Source organism: Streptomyces sp. NPDC004435 (genome assembly GCF_042873895.1).
Classification (GTDB): Bacteria; Actinomycetota; Actinomycetes; order Streptomycetales; family Streptomycetaceae; genus Streptomyces.
In genome coordinates this window covers 18,452-38,803 of the sequence record NZ_JBIAMB010000027.1, presented here as the reverse complement: position 1 = coordinate 38,803, position 20,352 = coordinate 18,452, and the positions used below count along the sequence as shown (strand labels likewise).

General features: G+C 74.1%; 19 protein-coding genes. 10 read left to right on the top strand and 9 right to left on the bottom strand.

Annotated features, from left to right (window positions below):
* The first annotated feature begins 277 nt into the window (after positions 1-277).
* On the top strand, positions 278-1,618 hold the full coding sequence (locus tag ACFYT9_RS34995) for a nucleobase:cation symporter-2 family protein (protein ID WP_387279550.1): 1,341 nt from the start codon (positions 278-280) through the stop codon (positions 1,616-1,618).
* Positions 1,619-1,737: 119 nt separating this feature from the next.
* Here ACFYT9_RS34995 and ACFYT9_RS34990 read toward each other — a convergent pair whose 3' ends face one another.
* Positions 1,738-2,349, bottom strand: a complete 612-nt coding sequence (locus tag ACFYT9_RS34990) for a hypothetical protein (protein WP_389170162.1) — start codon at positions 2,347-2,349, stop codon at positions 1,738-1,740.
* 182 nt (positions 2,350-2,531) lie between these two features.
* Here ACFYT9_RS34990 and ACFYT9_RS34985 point away from each other — a divergent pair, with 182 nt between their 5' ends.
* Positions 2,532-3,446, top strand: a complete 915-nt coding sequence (locus ACFYT9_RS34985) for a fibronectin type III domain-containing protein (protein WP_389170159.1) — start codon at positions 2,532-2,534, stop codon at positions 3,444-3,446.
* Between the two features lie 59 nt (positions 3,447-3,505).
* Positions 3,506-5,308 (top strand): hypothetical protein, encoded by a 1,803-nt coding sequence (locus ACFYT9_RS34980; protein WP_389170157.1) that lies wholly within the window; start codon positions 3,506-3,508, stop codon positions 5,306-5,308.
* Positions 5,309-5,339: 31 nt separating this feature from the next.
* On the opposite strand, the gene ACFYT9_RS34975 is transcribed toward ACFYT9_RS34980, so the two are convergent.
* From ACFYT9_RS34975 to ACFYT9_RS34965, 3 genes are all read right to left on the bottom strand, one after another.
* Positions 5,340-6,485: a GDSL-type esterase/lipase family protein gene (locus ACFYT9_RS34975; protein WP_389170154.1), complete on the bottom strand. Its 1,146-nt coding sequence runs from the start codon at positions 6,483-6,485 to the stop codon at positions 5,340-5,342.
* Positions 6,486-6,707: 222 nt separating this feature from the next.
* Positions 6,708-8,330 carry a malate synthase A gene (aceB, locus tag ACFYT9_RS34970; protein WP_387279536.1) on the bottom strand — a complete coding sequence of 541 codons (1,623 nt, stop codon included), beginning with the start codon at positions 8,328-8,330 and terminating at the stop codon, positions 6,708-6,710.
* A gap of 254 nt (positions 8,331-8,584) precedes the next feature.
* A complete protein-coding gene (locus ACFYT9_RS34965) occupies positions 8,585-9,214 on the bottom strand; it encodes an NTP transferase domain-containing protein (protein ID WP_387279534.1) in 630 nt (209 codons plus the stop codon).
* A 157-nt stretch (positions 9,215-9,371) separates the two neighbouring features.
* On the opposite strand from ACFYT9_RS34965, the gene ACFYT9_RS34960 reads away from it, so the two are divergent.
* Positions 9,372-9,701: a DUF5955 family protein gene (locus tag ACFYT9_RS34960; RefSeq protein WP_376603385.1), complete on the top strand. Its 330-nt coding sequence runs from the start codon at positions 9,372-9,374 to the stop codon at positions 9,699-9,701.
* Positions 9,702-9,706: 5 nt separating this feature from the next.
* On the opposite strand, the gene ACFYT9_RS34955 is transcribed toward ACFYT9_RS34960, so the two are convergent.
* Both ACFYT9_RS34955 and ACFYT9_RS34950 read right to left on the bottom strand, forming a co-directional pair.
* A complete protein-coding gene (locus tag ACFYT9_RS34955; protein WP_387279532.1) occupies positions 9,707-10,345 on the bottom strand; it encodes a response regulator in 639 nt (212 codons plus the stop codon).
* Positions 10,342-11,529 (bottom strand): sensor histidine kinase, encoded by a 1,188-nt coding sequence (locus ACFYT9_RS34950; protein ID WP_389170149.1) that lies wholly within the window; start codon positions 11,527-11,529, stop codon positions 10,342-10,344. The genes ACFYT9_RS34955 and ACFYT9_RS34950 overlap by 4 nt, the downstream gene beginning before the upstream one ends.
* A gap of 112 nt (positions 11,530-11,641) precedes the next feature.
* Between ACFYT9_RS34950 and ACFYT9_RS34945 the strand changes: the two genes are divergently transcribed.
* Both ACFYT9_RS34945 and ACFYT9_RS34940 read left to right on the top strand, forming a co-directional pair.
* The gene (locus ACFYT9_RS34945) at positions 11,642-12,715 is read left to right on the top strand and encodes an ABC transporter permease (RefSeq protein ID WP_389170146.1); all 1,074 of its coding nucleotides are present in this window, start codon (positions 11,642-11,644) and stop codon (positions 12,713-12,715) included.
* Positions 12,712-13,413, top strand: a complete 702-nt coding sequence (locus ACFYT9_RS34940; RefSeq protein WP_389170143.1) for an ABC transporter ATP-binding protein — start codon at positions 12,712-12,714, stop codon at positions 13,411-13,413. The genes ACFYT9_RS34945 and ACFYT9_RS34940 overlap by 4 nt, the downstream gene beginning before the upstream one ends.
* Before the next feature lie 181 nt (positions 13,414-13,594).
* Here the strand turns inward: ACFYT9_RS34940 and ACFYT9_RS34935 are convergent, their stop codons facing one another.
* Complete coding sequence (locus ACFYT9_RS34935) at positions 13,595-14,401, bottom strand: IclR family transcriptional regulator (protein WP_389170140.1); 807 nt, start codon at positions 14,399-14,401, stop codon at positions 13,595-13,597.
* A gap of 329 nt (positions 14,402-14,730) precedes the next feature.
* Between ACFYT9_RS34935 and allB the strand changes: the two genes are divergently transcribed.
* Entirely contained in the window at positions 14,731-16,065 is a 1,335-nt protein-coding gene (allB, locus tag ACFYT9_RS34930; RefSeq protein ID WP_376602650.1) for an allantoinase AllB, read from the top strand.
* 3 nt (positions 16,066-16,068) lie between these two features.
* A complete protein-coding gene (gene alc, locus ACFYT9_RS34925; RefSeq protein WP_389170137.1) occupies positions 16,069-17,184 on the top strand; it encodes an allantoicase in 1,116 nt (371 codons plus the stop codon).
* Between the two features lie 242 nt (positions 17,185-17,426).
* On the opposite strand, the gene ACFYT9_RS34920 is transcribed toward alc, so the two are convergent.
* Positions 17,427-18,167: an SDR family NAD(P)-dependent oxidoreductase gene (locus ACFYT9_RS34920; protein ID WP_389170134.1), complete on the bottom strand. Its 741-nt coding sequence runs from the start codon at positions 18,165-18,167 to the stop codon at positions 17,427-17,429.
* 176 nt (positions 18,168-18,343) lie between these two features.
* Between ACFYT9_RS34920 and ACFYT9_RS34915 the strand changes: the two genes are divergently transcribed.
* Both ACFYT9_RS34915 and ACFYT9_RS34910 read left to right on the top strand, forming a co-directional pair.
* Entirely contained in the window at positions 18,344-18,955 is a 612-nt protein-coding gene (locus ACFYT9_RS34915) for a dihydrofolate reductase family protein (RefSeq protein ID WP_389170131.1), read from the top strand.
* A 102-nt stretch (positions 18,956-19,057) separates the two neighbouring features.
* On the top strand, positions 19,058-20,002 hold the full coding sequence (locus ACFYT9_RS34910) for a DMT family transporter (RefSeq protein WP_387275909.1): 945 nt from the start codon (positions 19,058-19,060) through the stop codon (positions 20,000-20,002).
* Between the two features lie 2 nt (positions 20,003-20,004).
* On the opposite strand, the gene ACFYT9_RS34905 is transcribed toward ACFYT9_RS34910, so the two are convergent.
* Positions 20,005-20,229 (bottom strand): hypothetical protein, encoded by a 225-nt coding sequence (locus ACFYT9_RS34905; RefSeq protein WP_376602655.1) that lies wholly within the window; start codon positions 20,227-20,229, stop codon positions 20,005-20,007.
* Positions 20,230-20,352 lie beyond the last annotated feature (123 nt).

The window sequence follows — 20,352 nt, the reverse complement described above, 5'->3', positions numbered from 1 at the left end:
CCGGGACGGTGAACCGCGCCCACACCCCCATCGGGCCCTCCGTCCCAGCGCCGCACCCCTTCCTCCGGCGCGCCGCACCACCTCGCACCGAGCCGCACCTCCTGCACCTCGCACCGCTTCTCTCCGACTCCCTGACACCCGCGTCACCGCCGACGTGTAACCGACCGGAGGAACCGCCGTGGCCGACGAGCCCCAGGTTCGCAACGCACAAGACGCAGGCACCGCCCCGGAAGACCGGACCAAGCATCCGGTCGACGAGATCCTGCCCCCCCTGAAGATGTTCACCAGCGGCCTCCAGCACGTGGCCGCCATGTACGCGGGCGTGGTGGCCCCGCCCCTGATCGTCGGAGCGGCCGTCGGCCTCTCCGGCACCGAGCTCACCTTCCTCACCGGAGCCAGCCTCTTCACGGCCGGCCTCGCCACCTTCCTCCAGACGCTCGGCTTCTGGAAGATCGGTGCCAAGCTCCCCTTCGTCAACGGCGTCACCTTCGCCGGTGTCGCGCCCATGCTGGCGATCGTCGACACGACGGAGGACAAGGCCGACGCGCTGCCCATCATCTTCGGCGCGATCATCGTCGCCGGTGTGCTGGGCTTCCTCGCCGCACCGTGGTTCTCCAGACTGGTGCGGTTCTTCCCGCCGGTCGTCACCGGCACCGTCATCACCCTCATCGGCGTCTCGCTGCTGCCGGTCGCCTTCGGCTGGGCCCAGGGGCCCAATCCCGCGGCCGAGGACTACGGTTCGGTGAAGTTCCTCGCCCTGGCCGGCATCACGCTCCTCGTGGTCCTGCTGCTGCGCCGCTTCACCCGCGGCTTCCTGAAGCAGATCGCCGTCCTCGTGGGCCTGGTCCTCGGCACGCTGATCGCCATACCCTTCGGCGTCACCGACTTCAGCGCGGTGGCGGAGGCGGACCTCGTCGGCTTCCCGACGCCCTTCCACTTCGGTGCCCCGCAGTTCGCCCTCGCCGCGATCATCTCGATGTGCGTGGTCATGCTGGTCTCGATGACCGAGTCGACCGCCGACATGCTGGCGCTCGGCGAGATCGTCGAGAAGCCCGCCGACGAGAAGACGATCGCCGGCGGTCTGCGCGCCGACACCCTCGGCTCCGCGCTCAGCCCGCTGTTCAACGGCTTCATGTGCAGCGCCTTCGCCCAGAACGTCGGCCTGGTCGCCATGACCAAGATCCGCAGCCGCTACGTCGTCGCCTGCGGCGGCGGTCTGCTGGTCCTGATGGGCCTCTCGCCCGTCATGGCCTCGCTGATCTCGGTCGTGCCCCGGCCGGTCCTCGGCGGCGCGGGCGTCGTCCTCTTCGGCTCGGTCGCCGCCAGCGGCATCCAGACCCTGGTCAAGGCCGGCCTGGAGAAGGACAACAACGTCCTCATCGTGGCCGTCTCCCTCGCCGTCGGCATCATCCCGATCACGGCGCCGGAGTTCTACCACGCCTTCCCGGAGACCGCGAAGATCATCCTGGACTCCGGCATCTCCACCGGCTGCGTCGCCGCCGTCCTGCTCAACGTGGTCTTCAACCACTTCGGCGGCCGCAAGGACGACGACGAGGTGACGGCGCCGATGGAGCCGGGCGAGGAGATCCGCACCGCCAAGACGGCCCACGTCCACTAGATCCACGGCCCGGTGGAGCGAGCCCGCCAGGGCACGCACCGCCACGCACCACAGCCGTCCCGCCCGCCCCGGGCCCCGCGCACCCCGCGGGGCCCGGGGCGGCGGCGTGCCCGGCGCCCTCACGCCGACCCCAGCGCGATCCGCCGCGCGCACTCCCCGGCCAGCGCCGGATACGCGGCGGCGATCGCCTCGTACAGCCTGCGCCGCAGCAGCCGCTCGGCCTCGTGCCGTCCGGTGTCGCCGTACAGCCCGTCGAGCAGCGTCCCGTACCGGGCCAGGGCCTGCCGCAGATAACCCACCTGCCACCGGACGAGCGAGCCTCCCGGCGCCGGGACCCCCTTCCGGCCCGGGGCCGCGCCAGGGCCGCGCGCGGTCATCAGGTGCCGGTGCCGGACCGCCCGCCGCTCCAGCTCGGCCGCCGGCAGCCGGGGCACCTCGATCGGCGCCGCCCGGATCGCCGCGAGCACGGCCGCCCGCCGGTTCACGGCGAGCACCCCCACGGCCGCGCCCCGGGGCGCCTCCACCAGGGCCGCGGACGCCGCGGCGAACTCCGGCGTCCGCTCCACCGCCTCCACCCGCGCCAGCAGATACAGCCGCACCGGCGCCGGTGCGTACCGGCGCGGGTCGCGCCCCTGCACGTCCGGCAGCCCGAGCAGCTCCCGCACCATCGCGTCGGTCCAGCCGCGCCGCCGCACCCCGGCCGACGACACGTACAGCGAACGGTCCGTCATGATCCCCCCAAGAATCGACTACGGAGAGTAATGATTCCAGTGAAGCGCACCCCACTGACAACGCCCCCGCTCCGCCCCCTTGCGAATCCCTCCCTCCGCATGCGATATAGGTCTGGACCTTTCCGACGGACGGAGGCCACCCCGTGCAACGCCCGCTCGCCGCAAGCCTGTTGACAAGCGCGATGCTCATCTCGCTGGCCGCCTGCACGACCCCGCCGCCGAAGGACACCACTCCGCCGGGCGCCCCCACCGGACTCACCGCCACCTCCGGCAGCGCCACCACCGTCCACGTCATGTGGGAGGCCGCGGGCGACGACCGGGCCGTCACCGCCTACCAGGTCCTCCAGGACGGCCGACAGGTCAGGGAACTCCCCGCCACCACCCTCATGACCGACGTCACCGGCCTCGCCCCCGGCACCCGCCACACCTTCGCCGTCCGCGCCCGCGACGCCGCCGGCAACACCTCGCCCGCCACCCCCGCCGTCGCCGCGACCACCCTCCGGGCCACCGCCGAGGACCGCCGGCCGCCCACCACCCCCGGCACCCTGCGCGCCACCCCCGACGGCTCCGACGCCGCCGTCCTCACCTGGACCGCCTCCCGCGACGACACCCGTGTCACCGCCTACGACGTCCACCAGGCCGGCGTCCGGATCCACACCGCCCCCGGCACCGCCACCACCGCCCGCGTCACCGGACTGCGCCCCGGCACCGCCTACTCCTTCACCCTCCGGGCCCGCGACGCCGCCGAGAACTCCTCCCCGGACAGCCCCTCCGCCGACCTCACCACCGCCCCCGCCCCCGGCGCACCCCCCAACACCTCCCCGCTCGACCTCACCGCCACCTCCGCCCGCGGCGAGATCACCCTCACCTGGACCCCGCCGAAGACCGGAGCCCCCGTCACCCACCACGAACTCCACATCGACGGCCGCTTCGCCACCACCGTCGTCTGGGGCACCACCCCGCCGCCCGGCCGCGCGGGCTACACCTTCCCGGCCCAGGCGAGCCCCGGCACCACCCTCACCCTGACCCTGCGCGCCCGCCTCCCCGACGGCACCTGGGGCGACTTCTCCGCGCCCCGCACGGTCACCGTCCGCTGAGCCCTCCGCCGGGGGTGTCCCTCAGGCCGTTCCCGGCACCCCCGAACTACCCTGGAACCGTGGCCGAGACCGTTCTCACCAATACCGGGCTGGACCAGTTCCTGGCGCTCCTCGACGGCAGGCCGGAGCACCGCGACCCCGCCTTCCTGCGAGCCGCCGAAGCCGTGCTCGGGCTGCTCGCCCTTCGCGGCGCCGACCGGACCGGCGGCATGCCCGAGCCGGCGCCCGAGCTGGTGCGGCAGCTGCTCGTCGAGGACCTGCCGGCCTTCGTCTACGCCCCGCCGGGCGACCTCGCCGCCTACCCGGCCGTCCTCGGCGCCCTCGCCGGCTGCTTCGACGGCGAGCTGCGCCGTCGCGTCGCCGCCGTCGTCGGCGAGGCCGCACCCGACTTCGAACGCGCCATGAACGACCCCGGCAACCTCACCTGGCACCGGTGGTACGCCTCGCTGCTGCGGACCGTCGGGGCCGACCTCGGCGACGCCGAGGACGTGCGGCGGCGGATCGGCGCCCTCGAAGGCGCACCGCTCCCCGACGGCGTGCTCCGCGCCGACCTCATGGGACGCACCGCGCTCGCCGACACCGTGCTCGCCGAGGCCGTCGCCCGCGCCTACGTCCGCGACGCCGAGGAGCCGCCCGCCGCCGGACCGGTCCTCACCGACCACGCCGTCGCCGCGGGCGTCGGCCGGGTCACCGCGGCGCTCCTCGACCGCTGGACCGCCGCCGGCCTCGCCGACCAGCTCACCGGCGCCTACGCGAGCTTCGCTCCCGGGCCCGACGACTTCCCCCATCTCGTCCTCGCCGACGCCCTCCTCGACGAGCACATGGACTACTACGGCGACCCCTCGATCCCGGTACCGCCGCCCGCCGCCGTCGCGGGCGCCACCGGCGACGTCGAGCGGCACGCCGACGCGCTGCTCGCCGCCGTCGAGGAACTCGCCGAGGAGGAGTACGAGCCCTACGGCGGCGAGGCTCCCCACCTGCTGTACGCGCTCTACCAGCGCGGCTGCGCCGCCGACTCGGTCGCCCGCCGCGCCGCCGAGTACGAGGACTGGACCGTCGACCCCGCCCTTGAGGACGTCCCCGTCACCGTCCCGGAGGGCGTCACCGGCGGGTACGTCACCCCGCCCGTGCCCGAACTCGTCCGGCTGCTCGGCTCGGCCGGCATCGGCGAGGAGGACCGGGCCCGGCTGGAGGGCCCCGCCCGCGAACTCGCCGTCGTCGCCGACCGGCTCGCCGCCACCGGCCTCGTCCTGCGCTCCGGGGACGCGTTCGGGCTCACCCCGCGCGGCGCCGCCACCGTCCGCTACCTCCTGCGGGTCCGCCGGATCGCCGCGCCCACCGCCACCGAGGCCGCCGCCTGGCCCGCGCGGGACCTGCTCGTCGCGGCCGCCCAGTGGCCCCACGCGCCCGCCGCGCGCGTGCTCGCCGACTGGCTGCACGCGCGCGGGGACACCGCCGAAGCCTGGTCGGAGCTGCTGGCCGCGTTCGGCCCGGCCCACGCCCACGCCGCCGAAGGGGCCGACGTACGCGCCCTGTTCGGGCTCCTCGACACGGCCGCCGCCCCGCCCGGAGCGCTGCGCGGCGCCCTGCGCGACCCGGTGATCGGCGCCTGGGCGCTCGATGCGCTCCGGGCGCGCGGAGAGGAGGCCGACGCCGTCCAGGTGCCGGTGTCGGCCCGCGCCCTGCGCGTCCTGGACCGGCTGCCCGGGAAGCGGGGACCCCTGGAGTCCCGGCGGGCCGCCTTCGACGCGGCCGCCGCCGACTGGCCGGGCGGCTCGGCCGCCCTCGTCCGGGAGATGGCCGCGGCCGACCGGCGCGGCACCGGACGCGTCCTCGGCCCGCTCGGCATCAGCCTGCCGTGAGCTGCCGTGAGGGACCCGGGCCCCACCAGGGTCAGCCCGCCGTGAGGTACATGCCCGACGGACCCGAGCCGGCCGTGTTCCGGCAGGCGCGGTGGCCCGAAGGGACGGCGTGGATCAGCGCCAGGCACCGCCCGAGCGCCTGCTGGCCGTAGGCGTTGGGGTGCATGGACTCCTGGACCAGGCCCTGGGTGGAGCGGCTGTCGATCCACCGCGCCCACTCGTTCGCCGCGCCCGAGGCCGGCGCCGACGCGCTCACCTGGCGGCTCGCCTTCGCGCACACCTCGCGGCCCTGGAGCGCGTCCCGCAGGTCGAGGAACTGCGCGCCCTTCGCCACCGCCACCTCCCGCAGCCGGTTGGCGAGCTGCGGGACGAGGGAGTCCCGCGCCCAGTCGGCGTCCTTGTTCCAGAACGGGCAGCCGCCGGTGTTCGTCCGCGACCAGCCGCTCTCGGCATAGCGGTTCTCCGCGGCGCGCGGGATCGGCGAGGGGTACGACTGGAGCACGATCCGGTAGTCGGAGGTCGCGTAGCCCGCGCCGGTCATCACGGCCCGCACCTCGTCGACCGCCTTGCCGACGGAAGCCATGGCGGCGTCGATCCGGGCGTCCACCTCGGGCTGCTGGTCGTCGTGGCAGTAGGAGTACCAGACGATGTAGTCGGTGGCGCAGGAGGTGATGATGTCGGCGAAACCGAGGTCGTTCCCGCCGATGGAGAGGGTGATGAGCTCCACGTCGTGCGAGGCGGCGACCGCGGCCAGCCGGTCGGCCTGCGGGGCCTCGCCCTTGAACGCCTTGCCGCCCTGGGCGGCGCGGAAGACGTGCTCCGTGGTGGCGCCGGAGCAGGCGAGATTGACCAGGGCGGCGGCGATCGGGCCCGCGCTGCGCACCTCGGAGGTGTCGGAGCGGTGGCAGCCGCCGGCGGTGGAGCCGTACACCCGGGCCGGGTCGTAGCCGCTGCCCGTCCAGGCGCGGTCGGTGCCGTCGCGGCTGCCGGAGTTCGTCAGGCTGTTGCCGAGCCAGCGGCCCGCCTCGCCGGAGATGTAGCTGTCGCCCATGGCGACGACGGCGGTCGGGCCGGTGCCGGGGGCCGCCTGGGCGGGCGGGGCGGCGACGGAGGCGAGACCGGCGGCGGTACACAGTGCCAGGAACGCGCGCAGCGCGCGGTGGGGGGTGGAGGGCATGGCTGTGCTCCTGCGGGACGCAGTGGTGTGGGGGACAGCCGCCGGCCGGTGGCATGGCGGAATCTCGCACGGCGCGTCTTGTTACCGCTAGGTAGCTGCATATCTCGGTTGCGTCACGTCACCTGTGAGGTGCCAGACACGGCACAGGGCCCGGGCCCCGGATCTGTGCGTTCTCCGGGGGCCGGGCCCTGATGCGCTGGTGCGCTCGCGAGCGCGGGGGTGTCAGCCGACGAGCTGCTCGTACGCGGGGAGGGTGAGGAAGTCCGCGTAGTCCGCGTCGAGGGAGACGTGGAGGAGGAGGTCGTGGGCCTGCTGCCACTTGCCGGCGGCGAACGCCTCCTCGCCGATCTCGGCGCGGATGGCGGCCAGCTCCTCGGCGGCGACCTTGCGGGCCAGCTCCGGGGTGGCGGTCTCACCGTTCTCGAAGACGACACCGGCGTTGATCCACTGCCAGATCTGGGAGCGGGAGATCTCGGCGGTGGCCGCGTCCTCCATCAGGTTGAAGATGGCGACGGCGCCGAGGCCGCGCAGCCACGCCTCGATGTAGCGGATGCCGACCTGGGCCGCGTTGCGCAGGCCGTCGTAGGTGGGCCGGGCGTCGAGCGAGTCGATCGCGATCAGGTCGCCGGGCGCCACGGAGACGTCCTCGCGCAGCCGGTCCTTCTGGTTGGGCTTCTCGCCGAGGACGGCGTCGAAGGAGGCCATGGCGATCGGGACGAGGTCGGGGTGGGCGACCCAGGAGCCGTCGAAGCCGTCGCCGGCCTCGCGGTCCTTGTCGGCCTTGACCTTCTCGAAGGCGACCTTGTTGACCTCGGCGTCCTTGCGGGAGGGGATGAAGGCCGCCATGCCGCCGATGGCGTGCGCGCCGCGCTTGTGGCAGGTGCGGACGAGGAGTTCGGTGTACGCGCGCATGAACGGGGCCGTCATCGTGACCGCGTTGCGGTCCGGGAGGACGAACTTCTGCCCGCCGTCACGGAAGTTCTTCACGATGGAGAAGAGGTAGTCCCAGCGGCCCGCGTTGAGGCCGGCGGCGTGGTCGCGGAGCTCGTAGAGGATCTCCTCCATCTCGTACGCGGCCGTGATGGTCTCGATGAGGACCGTGGCGCGGACGGTGCCCTGCGGGATGCCGACGTACTCCTGGGCGAAGACGAAGATGTCGTTCCAGAGGCGGGCCTCCAGGTGCGACTCGGTCTTCGGCAGGTAGAAGTACGGGCCCTTGCCGAGGTCGATCAGGCGCTGCGCGTTGTGGAAGAAGTACAGGCCGAAGTCGACGAGCGCGCCGGGCACCGCGCGTCCCTCGAAGGCGAGGTGACGCTCCTCCAGGTGCCAGCCGCGGGGGCGCATGACGACCGTCGCCAGCTCCTCGGCGGGCTTGAGGGCGTACGACTTGCCGGTGCGGGCGTCGGTGAAGTCGATGTTCCGGGTGTACGCGTCGATCAGGTTGACCTGACCGAGGACGACGTTCTCCCAGGTCGGGGCGGAGGCGTCCTCGAAGTCGGCGAGCCACACCTTCGCACCGGAGTTGAGCGCGTTGATCGTCATCTTGCGGTCGGTCGGACCGGTGATCTCGACGCGGCGGTCGTTCAGGGCCGCCGGGGCCGGCGCGACCTTCCAGGAGTCGTCGGCGCGGATCGCGGCGGTCTCCGGCAGGAAGTCGAGCGTCGAGGTACGGGCGATCTCTGCGCGGCGCTCGGCGCGGCGGGCCAGGAGCTCGTCCCGGCGCGGGGTGAACCGGCGGTGGAGCTCGGCGACGAAGGCGAGGGCCGCCTCCGTCAGCACCTCCTCCTGGCGCGGCAGGGGCTCGGCGTCGACGACGACCAGGGGGGACGGCGCTGGTGCGGACATGACCTGTCACTTCCTTCAGCGAACTACGCGGGCGTTGCCTGGCGGCCGCCGGGCGTCACGGACGGCACGGAGTGCCGCGGTTGCCGAGATACGGCCGCGAGCGCCGTCACAGGGGATCAGGCGCTTTACGCAGTGGATATTAGTTTCCTCATGGTGGAAGTTCAATCGTTTGTTGATATCGAGATTCTTCGGGTCGACAGAAGATGGCTCCGGGTGCCAGCTCCTTCACTCCAGGTGCCCGCACCCGGCACGCCTCATCCCTCCAGCCGGTACAGGTCCGCCTCGGTGTCGATGTCGAAGGGCTCGGCCACGTCCGCGCACTCCACCAGCGCGATCGCGTCCCGGTGCGCCGCCAGGTAGTCCCGTGCCCCCCGGTCGCCCTCCGCGCCCGCAGCGATCCCCGCCCACCGGTCCGCGCCGAACAGCACCGGATGCCCCCGCTTCCCGTCGTACGAGGCGGCCACCAGCGCGTTCCGCGCCCCGTACGCCGCCCGCACCCGGCCCACCGCGGCCGCCCCGATCCCCGGCTGGTCCACCAGCGAGACCAGGGCCGCGTCCACCCCGCGCGGATCCGCCGCCAGCGAGGCCAGCCCCACCCGCAGCGACGAGCCCATGCCGTCGGCCCACCCCGGGTTCTCCACCACCACGCACCCCGGCAGCTCGGCCCGCTCCCGTACGAGCTCCGCCGACGCGCCGAGCACCACGTGCACCACAGGGCAGCCGCCCTCGCGCAGCACCCGCACCGCGTGCTCCACCAGCGGCCGGCCCCGGTACGGCAGCAGCGCCTTCGGGCGCCCGCCGAGCCGGCGCCCGCCGCCGGCGGCGAGCAGCAGCCCGGCGACGAGCGGAGGGGAGGAAGGGGAGGGAGAGGCTGTCTTCGTCATGGGACCTGCTTACCGCATGACACGGAATGACACGGTCGCATGAATGCGCCGCACGGCCTCTTCCCCGCCGGGCGGCCGGGGTGTTGACTGACCCCCACTCAGGGCGCCCGACCACCGCCCGGAGCCGGCGGGAACGGACGTCTCGGAGCGGGGGACCGTGTTGCGGAGCGTGGGGCAGAGGCGAGTGACCGGCGAGGCAGTGGACCCCAGGGTGACCGGACTGCGGTCCGCCGTGGCCCGGCTCCGGCGGGAACTGGCCGGCCACCGGGTCGAGTTCGCCGACCGGGAGATCGCCGAGGACGAACTGGCCGCGCTCGACGCCATGGCCGTCAGCGGCGCCCCCGAGGTGTGGCGGCTGCGCCGCAGCCTCCTCCTCGTGGCCGGCTCCCTCGGCTCCGTCAGCGTCCTCGCCGAAGCCCTGGCGGGCGTCCGGCACGCCGTCGAGCTGTTCGGCCCTCCCGCCCCGCCCCGTCAGCCCGGGCCCTGAGCCGGTCAGCGCCTGATCAGCCGCCGCTCCCGGGCGGCCGCCACGGCCGCCGTGCGCGAGTCCACGCCCAGCTTGGCGAAGACGTGGACCAGATGGGACTTGACCGTGGCCTGGCTGAGGAAGAGGACCTTGCTGATCTGCTGGTTCGACAGGCCCTCGCCGACCAGCTGGAGCACCTCCAGCTCCCGCTTGGTCAGCGCCTCCGCCGGTGTCCGCATCCGGTCCATCAGCCGGTACGCCACCGCGGGCGCCAGCGCCGACTGGCCGGCCGCCGCCGTCCGCACCGCCGCCGCCAGCTCCTCCGGCGGCGCGTCCTTCAGCAGATAGCCCGACGCCCCGGCCTCCACCGCCGCCAGGATGTCCGCGTCCGTGTCGTACGTCGTCAGCACCAGCACCCGCGGCCCGCCCGGTACGCCGGTGATCGCCGCCGTCGCCTCCGCTCCGTGCATCCCCGCGCCGAACTGAAGGTCCATCAGCACCACGTCGACGCCCCCGGCCGCCGCCAGCTCCACCGCGCGCTCCGCCGTCGCCGCCTCGCCGACCACGGTGAAGCCGGGCTCGGTGTCCAGGACCGCGCGCAGCCCCGCCCGCACCACCGGATGGTCGTCGGCCAGCAGCAGCCGGATCGTGCCGGAAGCCGTCACCGGGCACCTCCCGCGGGCAGCGGGAGGGTGACCGCGACGGCCGTGCCCTGCCCGGGCGCCGACTCGACGGTGAAGGTGCCGCCCAGCGACTCGGCCCGCGAGCGCATCGCCGGCAGCCCGAACCCGCCGCCCTCGGCGGACGCCCGTACCGCCTCCGGCACGAAGCCCTTCCCGTCGTCCACCACGTCCAGCGCCACCGCGTCCTCCATGAACGACAGGGTGATCTCCGCCCGCTCCGCCCCCGCGTGCCGCACCGTGTTCCCCAGCGCCGACTGCGCGATCCGCAGCAGCGCCACCTCGTACGGCGTCGGCAGCTCCACCGGCGTACCGCTCACCGAGAAGCGGACCCGCGGTCCCGCGCCCGGCTCGCACAGCCGCTCCAGCGCCGCCGCCAGCGAACCGTGCTCCAGATCCGGCGGCGTCAGCGCCCGCACGAACCGGCGGGCCTCCGCGAGGTTGTCCTGCGCCGCCCGGCGCGCCCGGTCGATGTGCCCGGCCGTCGGCGAACCCGCCGGCAGCGCCCGCTCGGCCGCCCGCAGCAGCAGCTGGATCGACGACAGCCCCTGGGCGAGCGTGTCGTGGATCTCCCGGGCCAGCCGCTCCCGCTCGGAGAGCGTCCCCGCGTGCCGCTCGGCCGCCGCCAGCTCGGCCCGGGTGGTGATCAGCTCCTCGATCAGCCGCTGCCGCCGCTCGCTCTCCCGGTACAGCGCCTGGTAGCCGAGGACGGTCGCCACGGCCACCGCGCCGCCGAGCGGCGGGCCGATGAAGACCCCCGGGTTCGGCGCGGCGCCGTGGCCCACGTACGAGAGGATCGCCGCGCCCGCCGTCAGCGCGACCGCCGGCAGCGACCAGCGCGCCGGCAGCAGGTGGAGCTGGAGGAAGTACAGCGGGAAGGCGATCCACAGCGCCTCCGGCGTCGCCCACAGCAGCGCCAGCCAGGAGAGCGCGAGGAGCGCCAGCCAGCAGGCCGCGGCCCGCTGCGACCGCCGCACGACGGGGAGCAGGGCCCCGGCCGTGTAGACCGCGCCGGTCACGCCCGCGAGGACGGTGCCGGCGGGTGAGCCGGCGCGGACCGCCGCGAGGACGAGCAGCCCCGCCATGAGGAGGTGGAGGCAGACGCGCAGGGCGCGGCGGACGGGAGTGAGGACGCGCGGGGCGGGCGGATGGGAGGCGACGGGATCCATGACCCCACCAGCGTAGACAGCGGGCGGCCCGGCCGGGTCAATCGAAAGTTTGAATACGGAGCCATCCGTGGCGCGATGTCCGGCGCCGGGTCGCGGCAGCAGGCTGGGACCCATGTTCGTGGCATGGAGAGACCTGAGATTCGCCAAGGGGCGGTTCGCTCTCATGGGCACGGTGATCGTGCTGATCACCCTGCTCGTGGGGCTCCTTTCCGGGCTGACGGCCGGACTCGCGCGGGAGAACATCTCCGCGGTCACCGGCCTGCCCGCCGACCGGATCGCCTTCGCCGCCCCGCCGGACGGGCAGTCGGTCTCGTTCACCAACTCGACGGTGACGGAGAAGCAGTGGACCGCGTGGGCGGAGCGGCCCGGGGTGACCGGGGCGGCGCCGCTCGGCATCCGCACCCTGAACGGGGTCGCCGGCGACCGGACCGCCGCCGTCTCCGCCTTCGGTACGGAGCCGGGCGACGGCCTCGCCCCGGCGGCCGTCGCGCCGGGCCGGGCCGTCCTGTCCGAGTCGGCGGCGAAGGAGCTGGACGCGCGTCCCGGGGACGCGGTCCGGCTCGGCCCGCTGGAGGTCACCGTCGCCGCGATCGCCGGGGACGCCTCGTACAGCCACACGCCCGTCGTGTGGACCTCGCTCGACGACTGGCAGCGGCTCGGGCACACCGGCACCACCACGGAGGAGCAGGCGACGGTGATCGCGCTGCGCGGCGACGCCGACTGGGCGGCGGGCGACGCGGCCGCCGGCACGGAGGCGCGGACGGTGGACGGCGCCCTCACCGCCATAGGCTCCTACCAGGCGGAGAACGGCTCGCTCCAGCTCATGCGGGGCTTCCTCTTCGTGATCTCCGCGCTCGTCATAGGGGCCTTCTTCACCGTCTGGACCATCCAGCGCAGCGGTGACGTCGCCGTCCTCAAGGCGCTCGGCGCCTCCACGCCCTCCCTGCTGCGCGACGCGCTGGGGCAGGCGGTGCTGATGCTGGTGGCGGGGACGCTGCTGGGCACGGGACTCGCCCTCGGCATCGGCGCGCTGGTCGGCGGCGGCGACGTGCCCTTCGTGCTCGCGCCGCTGACCGTGCTCGGCCCGGCCGGCGTGATCATCCTGCTCGGCGCCGTCGGCTCCGCGCTCTCCATCCGGCGGATCACCGCCGTCGACCCCCTCACCGCGCTCGGGAGCGTCCGATGAGCCTCGCACTCGATGCCGTGACCCTCACCTACCCGGACGGCGACGGACGCCTCACCGCGCTCGACGCGGTCTCCCTCACCGTCCCGCCGGGCCGCATGACGGCCGTCGTCGGCCCCTCCGGCTCCGGCAAGTCCAGCCTGCTCGCCGTCGCCGCGACCCTCGTGACGCCCGACCGGGGGCGGGTCGTCGTCGCCGGCACGGACACGGCGGGGCTCGACGCGGCGGGGCGGGCGGCGCTGCGGCGGACGTCGATCGGGATCGTCTTCCAGCAGCCGAACCTGCTGCCCTCGCTGACGGCGGCCGAGCAGCTCCAGGTCATGGCGCACCTGTCGGGCCGTCCGCCGAAGTCGGTACGGGACCGGGCCATGGAGCTGCTCGACGCGGTCGGCCTCGCGGACCGGGCCGGCCGCCGGCCGCACCAGCTCTCCGGCGGGCAGCGGCAGCGGGTCAACATCGCGCGGGCGCTGATGAACGAGCCCGCGGTGCTGCTGGTCGACGAGCCCACGAGCGCGCTCGACCACGAGCGGGGGGCGGCGGTGGTCGGGCTGCTCGCCGGCCTGACCCGCGACCGGGGGACGGCGACGGTCCTGGTCACCCACGACCGCTCCCACCTGGCGGTGGCGGACCGGGTGGCGACGGTCGAGGACGGCCGCCTGACGGGCGAGCCCGCGGCGGCTCTGCCGGAGGGGCGCCGCTGAGCAGCCGCCGGAAGGCGGGCTGCCGAGGGCGCCGCCGGCGGGTCGCCGTCGGGAACACGGTGGGTCTGTCGGAGGGGCGCTTCCGAGAAGCCGCCGCGCCGGCGGTCGAGAAAAGCCGCCGAAACGCCGCCGCGCCGGTCCACCCGCATGTGCGGTGGACCGGCGCGGCGGCGTTTCCGGGTCAGGCCTGGCCGTTGCCGGTGGTGTTGGCGAGGGCCGTGGAGAGCTCGCGGGCGACCTCCTGGAGGATCGGGACGATCCTCTCCGTCGCCGCCTCCGTGACCCGGCCCGCCGGGCCCGAGATGGAGATGGCCGCGGCGGTGGGGGAGTCGGGGACGGAGACCGCGAGGCAGCGGACGCCTATCTCCTGCTCGTTGTCGTCGACGGCGTACCCCGTGTCGCGGACCGCCGCGAGCGCCGCGAGGAAGCCGTCCGCGGTGGTGATGGTCTTCTCGGTGGCGGCCGGCATCCCGGTGCGGGAGAGCAGCGCGCGTACCTCGTCGTCCGGGGTGTGGGCGAGGAGGGCCTTGCCGACGCCGGTGGAGTGCGGCAGCACCCGGCGGCCGACCTCGGTGAACATGCGCATGGAGTGCTTGGACGGCACCTGCGCGACGTAGACGATCTCGTCGCCGTCGAGGAGCGCCATGTTCGCCGTCTCGCCGGTCTCCTCGACGAGCCGCGCCAGGTAGGGGCGGGCCCAGGTGCCGAGGAGGCGGGCGGCGGACTCGCCGAGGCGGATCAGGCGGGGGCCGAGCGCGTACCGCCGGTTGGGCTGCTGGCGGACGTAGCCGCAGGCCACGAGGGTGCGCATGAGGCGGTGGATGGTGGGCAGCGGCAGCCCGCTGCTGGCGGAGAGCTCGCTGAGCCCGACCTCGCCCCCCGCGTCGGCCATCCGTTCGAGGAGGTCGAAGGCGCGCTCAAGGGACTGGACGCCACCGCTCGCGGCGGGCTTGGCGGCGTCGGTGGTGCTGGCGCTGGACGTCGGCACGTCAACGGTCCTTTCGGGGCAGGCGGGCAAGGCAGCAGCCTACCGGGCCGTCGGGCCGGGCACAGTGTGCGGGGCTCGGCGTCCGGGCCGGTCAGCGGGGTGTTTGTCCGTTGTCGGCGGCTGCGCGGCGGGGGTCGGGTCCGCCCCTCCTGTACGGAGCTACCTTCTACTGTACGAAATTCCTATTCCACTTTGTGGAAACCTCTAGGTAGACTCCCTCGCGGGTCGCGACGCCGGGCCCGCCCTTGACGACATCTCGTCCCGGCCGCAGACTCCTTCAACAGTTCGTTGAAATTCTGCTTCGCGGAAGCGGAACGGGAAGGGGCAAGGTGGACGTCAACCTGGTACTGCGCTCGACGCGGGTCATCACCCCGGAGGGCACGCGGCCGGCGGCCATCGCCGTCTCCGACGGCACGATCGCGGCGGTCCTGCCGTACGACGCGGAGGTACCCGCCGGAGCCGTCCTGGAGGACGTCGGCGACGACGTGATCCTGCCCGGACTCGTCGACTCCCACGTCCACGTGAACGACCCCGGCCGCACCGAGTGGGAGGGCTTCTGGACCGCCACCCGCGCGGCCGCCGCCGGCGGCATCACCACGATCGTCGACATGCCGCTCAACTCCCTGCCGCCCACCACCACCGTGGAGAACCTGCGCACCAAGCAGGACGTGGCCCGGGCCAAGGCCCACGTCGACGTCGGCTTCTGGGGCGGCGCCCTGCCCGACAACGTCAAGGACCTGCGCCCCCTGCACGACGCGGGCGTCTACGGCTTCAAGTGCTTCCTCTCGCCCTCCGGCGTCGACGAGTTCCCCGAGCTGGACCAGGAGCAGCTGGCCCGCTCCCTCGCCGAGATCGCCGGCTTCGACGGGCTGATGATCGTCCACGCCGAGGACCCCCACCACCTCGCCGCCGCCCCGCAGAAGCCGTCCGAGCAGTACGCCGACTTCCTCGCCTCCCGGCCCCGCGACGCCGAGAACACCGCCATCGAGAACCTGATCAACCAGGCCCGGCGGCTCGACGCCCGCGTCCACGTCCTCCACCTCTCCTCCTCCGACGCGCTGCCGCTCATCGCCGCCGCCAGGGCCGAGGGCGTCAAGGTCACCGTCGAGTCCTGTCCGCACTTCCTCACCCTCACGGCCGAGGAGATCCCGGACGGCGCCACCGAGTTCAAGTGCTGCCCGCCGATCCGTGAGGCCGTCAACCAGGACGCGCTGTGGCAGGGGCTCGCCGACGGGGTCATCGACTGCATCGTCTCCGACCACTCCCCGTCGACCGCCGACCTCAAGACCCCGGACTTCTCCACCGCCTGGGGCGGCATCTCCTCCCTCCAGCTCGGCCTGCCCGCGATCTGGACCGAGGCCCGCCGCCGCGGCCACAGCCTGGAGGACGTCGTCCGCTGGATGTCCGAAGGCCCCGCCCGCCTCGCCGGACTCGACCGCAAGGGCGCCATCGAGGCCGGCCGTGACGCGGACTTCGCCGTCATCGACCCCGAGGCCACCTTCACCGTCGACCCGGTCGAGCTCCAGCACCGCAACCGCATCACCGCCTACGCGGGCAAGACCCTCCACGGCGTGGTCAGCTCCACCTGGCTGCGCGGCGAGCGGATCAACGACCGCGGCACCCTGGCCGAGCCCTCCGGCCGCCTCCTCGAAAGGAACAACTGACCCGTGACCGGCATACCTTCCTTCACCGGCGACGCCAGCCCCTACGGCGGCGGTGACCCGTACGCCGACTACCGCACGGCCGAGTTCCCCTTCACCCAGTACGCCGACCTCGCCGACCGCCGCCTCGGCGCCGGCGTCATCGCCGCCAACGACGAGTTCTTCGCCGAGCGCGAGAACATGCTCAAGCCCGAGGCCGCCGAGTTCGACCCCGAGCACTTCGGCCACAAGGGCAAGATCATGGACGGCTGGGAGACCCGCCGCCGCCGCGGCGTCTCCGCCGCCGAGCCGCACCCGACCGCCGAGGACCACGACTGGGCCCTCGTCCGGCTCGGCGCCCCCGGCGTCATCCGCGGCATCGTCGTCGACACCGCCCACTTCCGCGGCAACTACCCGCAGGCCGTCTCCGTCGAGGCCGCCTCCGTCGCCGGCTCGCCCTCGCCGGAGGACCTGCTCGCCGACGACGTGAAGTGGACGACCCTCGTCCCGCGCACCGCCATCGGCGGCCACGCCGCCAACGGCTTCGCCGTCGACGTCGAGCAGCGCTTCACCCACCTCCGCGTCAACCAGCACCCGGACGGCGGCATCGCCCGCCTCCGCGTGTACGGCGAGGTCGCCCCCGACCCGGCCTGGCTCGGCGTCCTCGGCACCTTCGACCTCGCCGCCCTCGAGAACGGCGGCCAGGTCGAGGACGCCTCCGACCGCTTCTACTCCCCGGCCACCAACACCATCCAGCCCGGCCGCTCGCGCAAGATGGACGACGGCTGGGAGACCCGCCGCCGCCGCGACAAGGGCAACGACTGGATCCGCTACTCCCTCGTGGCCGAGTCCGCCATCCGCGCCGTCGAGATCGACACCGCGTACCTCAAGGGCAACAGCGCCGGCTGGGCCGCGCTCTCCGTCGCCGCCGAGGGCTCCGAGGAGTGGACCGAGATCCTTCCCCGGACCCGGCTCCAGCCCGACACCAACCACCGGTTCGTCCTCGACGCCCCGGCCGTCGGCTCCCGCGTACGCATCGACATCTACCCGGACGGCGGCATCTCCCGCCTCCGCCTCTTCGGCTCCCTGACCGAAGCGGGCGCGGCCCGCCTCACCGCCCGCCACCAGGAGCTCGGCGGCTGACCGAGCCCGTACGACCCCGGGGCCCGGTCGGCCGACACCGGCCGGCCCCCGGCAACACCCCGGACCACGGTCCGGGCCCCCTACTGGGCGGGCACGACACCCCGCCCGGCCAGAGGGCGCACCGACCCGACAGCACCGGTGCGCCCTCTGCTCTCACCCCATTTCTTGGGGCTCGGTTCGCCTCCCCTGCGGGCCGCGTCCGGACAGACGCGACCCGCCGTACGGGAACGAGTCCTCGCCCCCTACGCCGCGTGGCCGCCGTCCACCGAGAGTTCGGCGCCCGTCACGTAGCGGCCCTCCGGGCCCGCCAGGTAGGCGACGGCCGCCGCCACCTCGTCCGGGGTGCCGAAGCGGCCCAGGGCCGTCAGCCCGATCTGCCCCTCCGCCATCGGCCCGTCCGCCGGGTTGAGGTCCGTGTCGACGGGGCCCGGGTGGACGATGTTGGCGGTGATCCGCCGGCCGCCCAGCTCCCTGGCCAGCGCCCGGTTCAGGCCCACCAGCGCCGCCTTGCTGAGCGCGTACAGCGTGCCGCCGGGGCCCGGCACCCGCTGGGTCATGCAGGTGCCGATCGTGACGATCCGGCCGCCGTTGGGCAGGCGCTCCGCCGCCGCCTGCGAGGCGAGGAAGGCCGCCCGGACGTTCACCGCGAGCACCCGGTCCACATCGGCGAGGGTCAGCTCGCCCAGCGGGCCGAGGACCCCGATCCCGACGTTGTTCACCAGGACGTCGAGCCGCCCCAGGTCGTCCGCCGCCCGGTGCACCGCGCCTGTCGCGTCCCCGGCGTCCGCCGCGTCCGCGCGCAGCGGCAGCGCCCGCCGGCCCTCCGCCTCGATGCGGGCCGCGACCTCCTTGGCCGCCGCCTCGTCCCGTACGTAGGTGAAGGCCACGTCGGCGCCCTCCCGGGCGAGCCTGACCGCCGTCGCCGCGCCGATGCCCCGGCTGCCGCCCGTCACCAGCACCGCCGTCCCGTTCATCACGGACATCGCTCCCTGCCTCCTCGAATCACACAAGTGGTTGCGGGTTCAAGGAAACTCGGCGCGGGGAGCGGGCGCTGGCGGCCTTCGGACGCCGAGTTCCGCGCGCACCGATGAGTTGCGGCGCCCGGCGGGGTCGATACGGATGGGAGCAGACATCCCCGTCCAGTGAAAGGCACTCCGTCATGGCCACCCTCAGCCTCACCCAGTTCCTCACCCTCGACGGCGTCCACCAGGCGCCCGGCGGGCCCGACGAGGACCGCAGCGGCGGCTTCGAGCACGGCGGCTGGTCCGTGCCCTTCGGCGACGAGGACTTCCTGCGCTGCGTCGAGGAGATCTTCGCCCGGCCCACCGCCTTCCTCCTCGGACGGCGCACCTACGAGATCTTCGCCGGGTACTGGCCCCACCACGACGACCCCGCCGACCCCGTCGCGAGCAAGCTCAACGCCCTCCCCAAGTACGTCGCCACCACCACCCTCGACTCCGCCGACTGGGCGCACACGACCCTGCTCCGCGGGGACGCCGTCCAGGAGGTGACCGCGCTCAAGGAACGCCTCGACGGCGAGATCCAGATCCACGGCAGCGGCGGACTCGCCCGCACCCTCCTCGCCCACGACCTCATCGACACGCTGCACCTGCACGTCTTCCCGGTCGTCCTCGGCACCGGCCGGCGGTTCTTCGGCGAGGGCGACCTGCCGACCGCCTTCCGGCTCACCCGGTCGGCCGTCACGAGCACCGGCGTCGCCCTCCACACGTACGAGCGAGCCGGGCGCCCCACGTACGGCAGCTACGCCTGAGAAAAGGGTGTAGTCACCACCGGGATCCGCCGGTACGGTGATCGTTCCGTGTGAGAGCCGCCGTAGTCTCCACCCCGCCCGCAGAGTTGGAGACGCTCACCGATGGCCGCTTCGTCCGCCTCGCCGTACCCCGGAACCGTCCCGCTCGGCGCCCGGCGCCGCGCCTGGCTCACCGATCTGCCGCTGCTCCTCGTCGCCGTCTTCTGGGGCGGCAGCTACCTCGCGGCCAAGGGCATCACCACCAGCCACACCGTCGTCGCCGTCCTCGTGCTGCGCTTCGCGCTGGTGGTGCCCGTCCTGGTCGCCGCCGGCTGGAAGGGGCTGCGGGCGCTGACCGGCGCGCAGTGGCGGGGCGCCGCCCTGCTCGGCGGCATCCTCGCCGGGATCTTCCTCCTGGAGACCTACGGAGTCGTCCACACCTCCGCCACCAACGCGGGCCTGATCATCAGCCTCACCATGATCTTCACCCCGCTCGCCGAGGCCGCCGTCACCCGCACCAGACCGTCGCGCGGCTTCCTCGGCGCCGCCGCCCTCTCCGTCACCGGCGTCGTCCTGCTCACCCAGGGAGCGGGCTTCACCACCCCCTCCCTCGGCGACCTGCTGATCCTCCTCGCGGCGGTGGCCAGGACCGTCCACGTCCTCGCCATGGCCCGGATCAAGGCCGTCCGGTCGGCCGACTCGCTCTCGCTGACCACCGTCCAGCTCGGCACCGCCGTCCTGGTCTTCGCCGTCCTCGCCGCCGCCGGCGGCGGCGCGACCCCCTGGGCGACCGCGCTCGACTTCGGCCCCCGCGAGTGGGCCGGGCTGATCTTCCTCTCCGTCTTCTGCACGCTCTTCGCCTTCTTCGTGCAGATGTGGGCCGTCCGCCGCACCTCGCCCTCCCGGGTCAGCCTGCTGCTCGGCACCGAGCCGCTGTGGGCCGCCCTCGCCGGCATCGCCCTGGCCGGTGACCGCCCCGGCGTCCTCGGCCTCGCGGGCGCCGCCCTGGTGCTCGCCGGAACGGCCTGGGGACGACGGAACGCCGACGCGGACGCGGACGCCCGATAGGTTCACGCCCGCTTCTCGACCCGCTCCGACACGATCATCAGGACCATGCCGAGCACGGCGATCACGATGTTCGCGAAGACCTCGCGGCCTTCGAGGAACCACACGCCCTCGGTCAGGAAGCGGGTCACACCCATGAACGAGAACCAGTCGCCCGTGAGCTCCCGGACCACACCGCAGACCCCGAACACGGTGAGCAGGAAGCCGGTCACCTCAAGAAATCTCCTCATGCGGCGATCATGGGCCCGCCGCCCGGCCGGCCGCTTCGGCCGTCGGTCGACCGCCCCGCGACCGAAGTATCGATGTGCGCGACTTCGGTCGCGGCCGGGCGCCGCGGACCGGTGCGGCGGCCC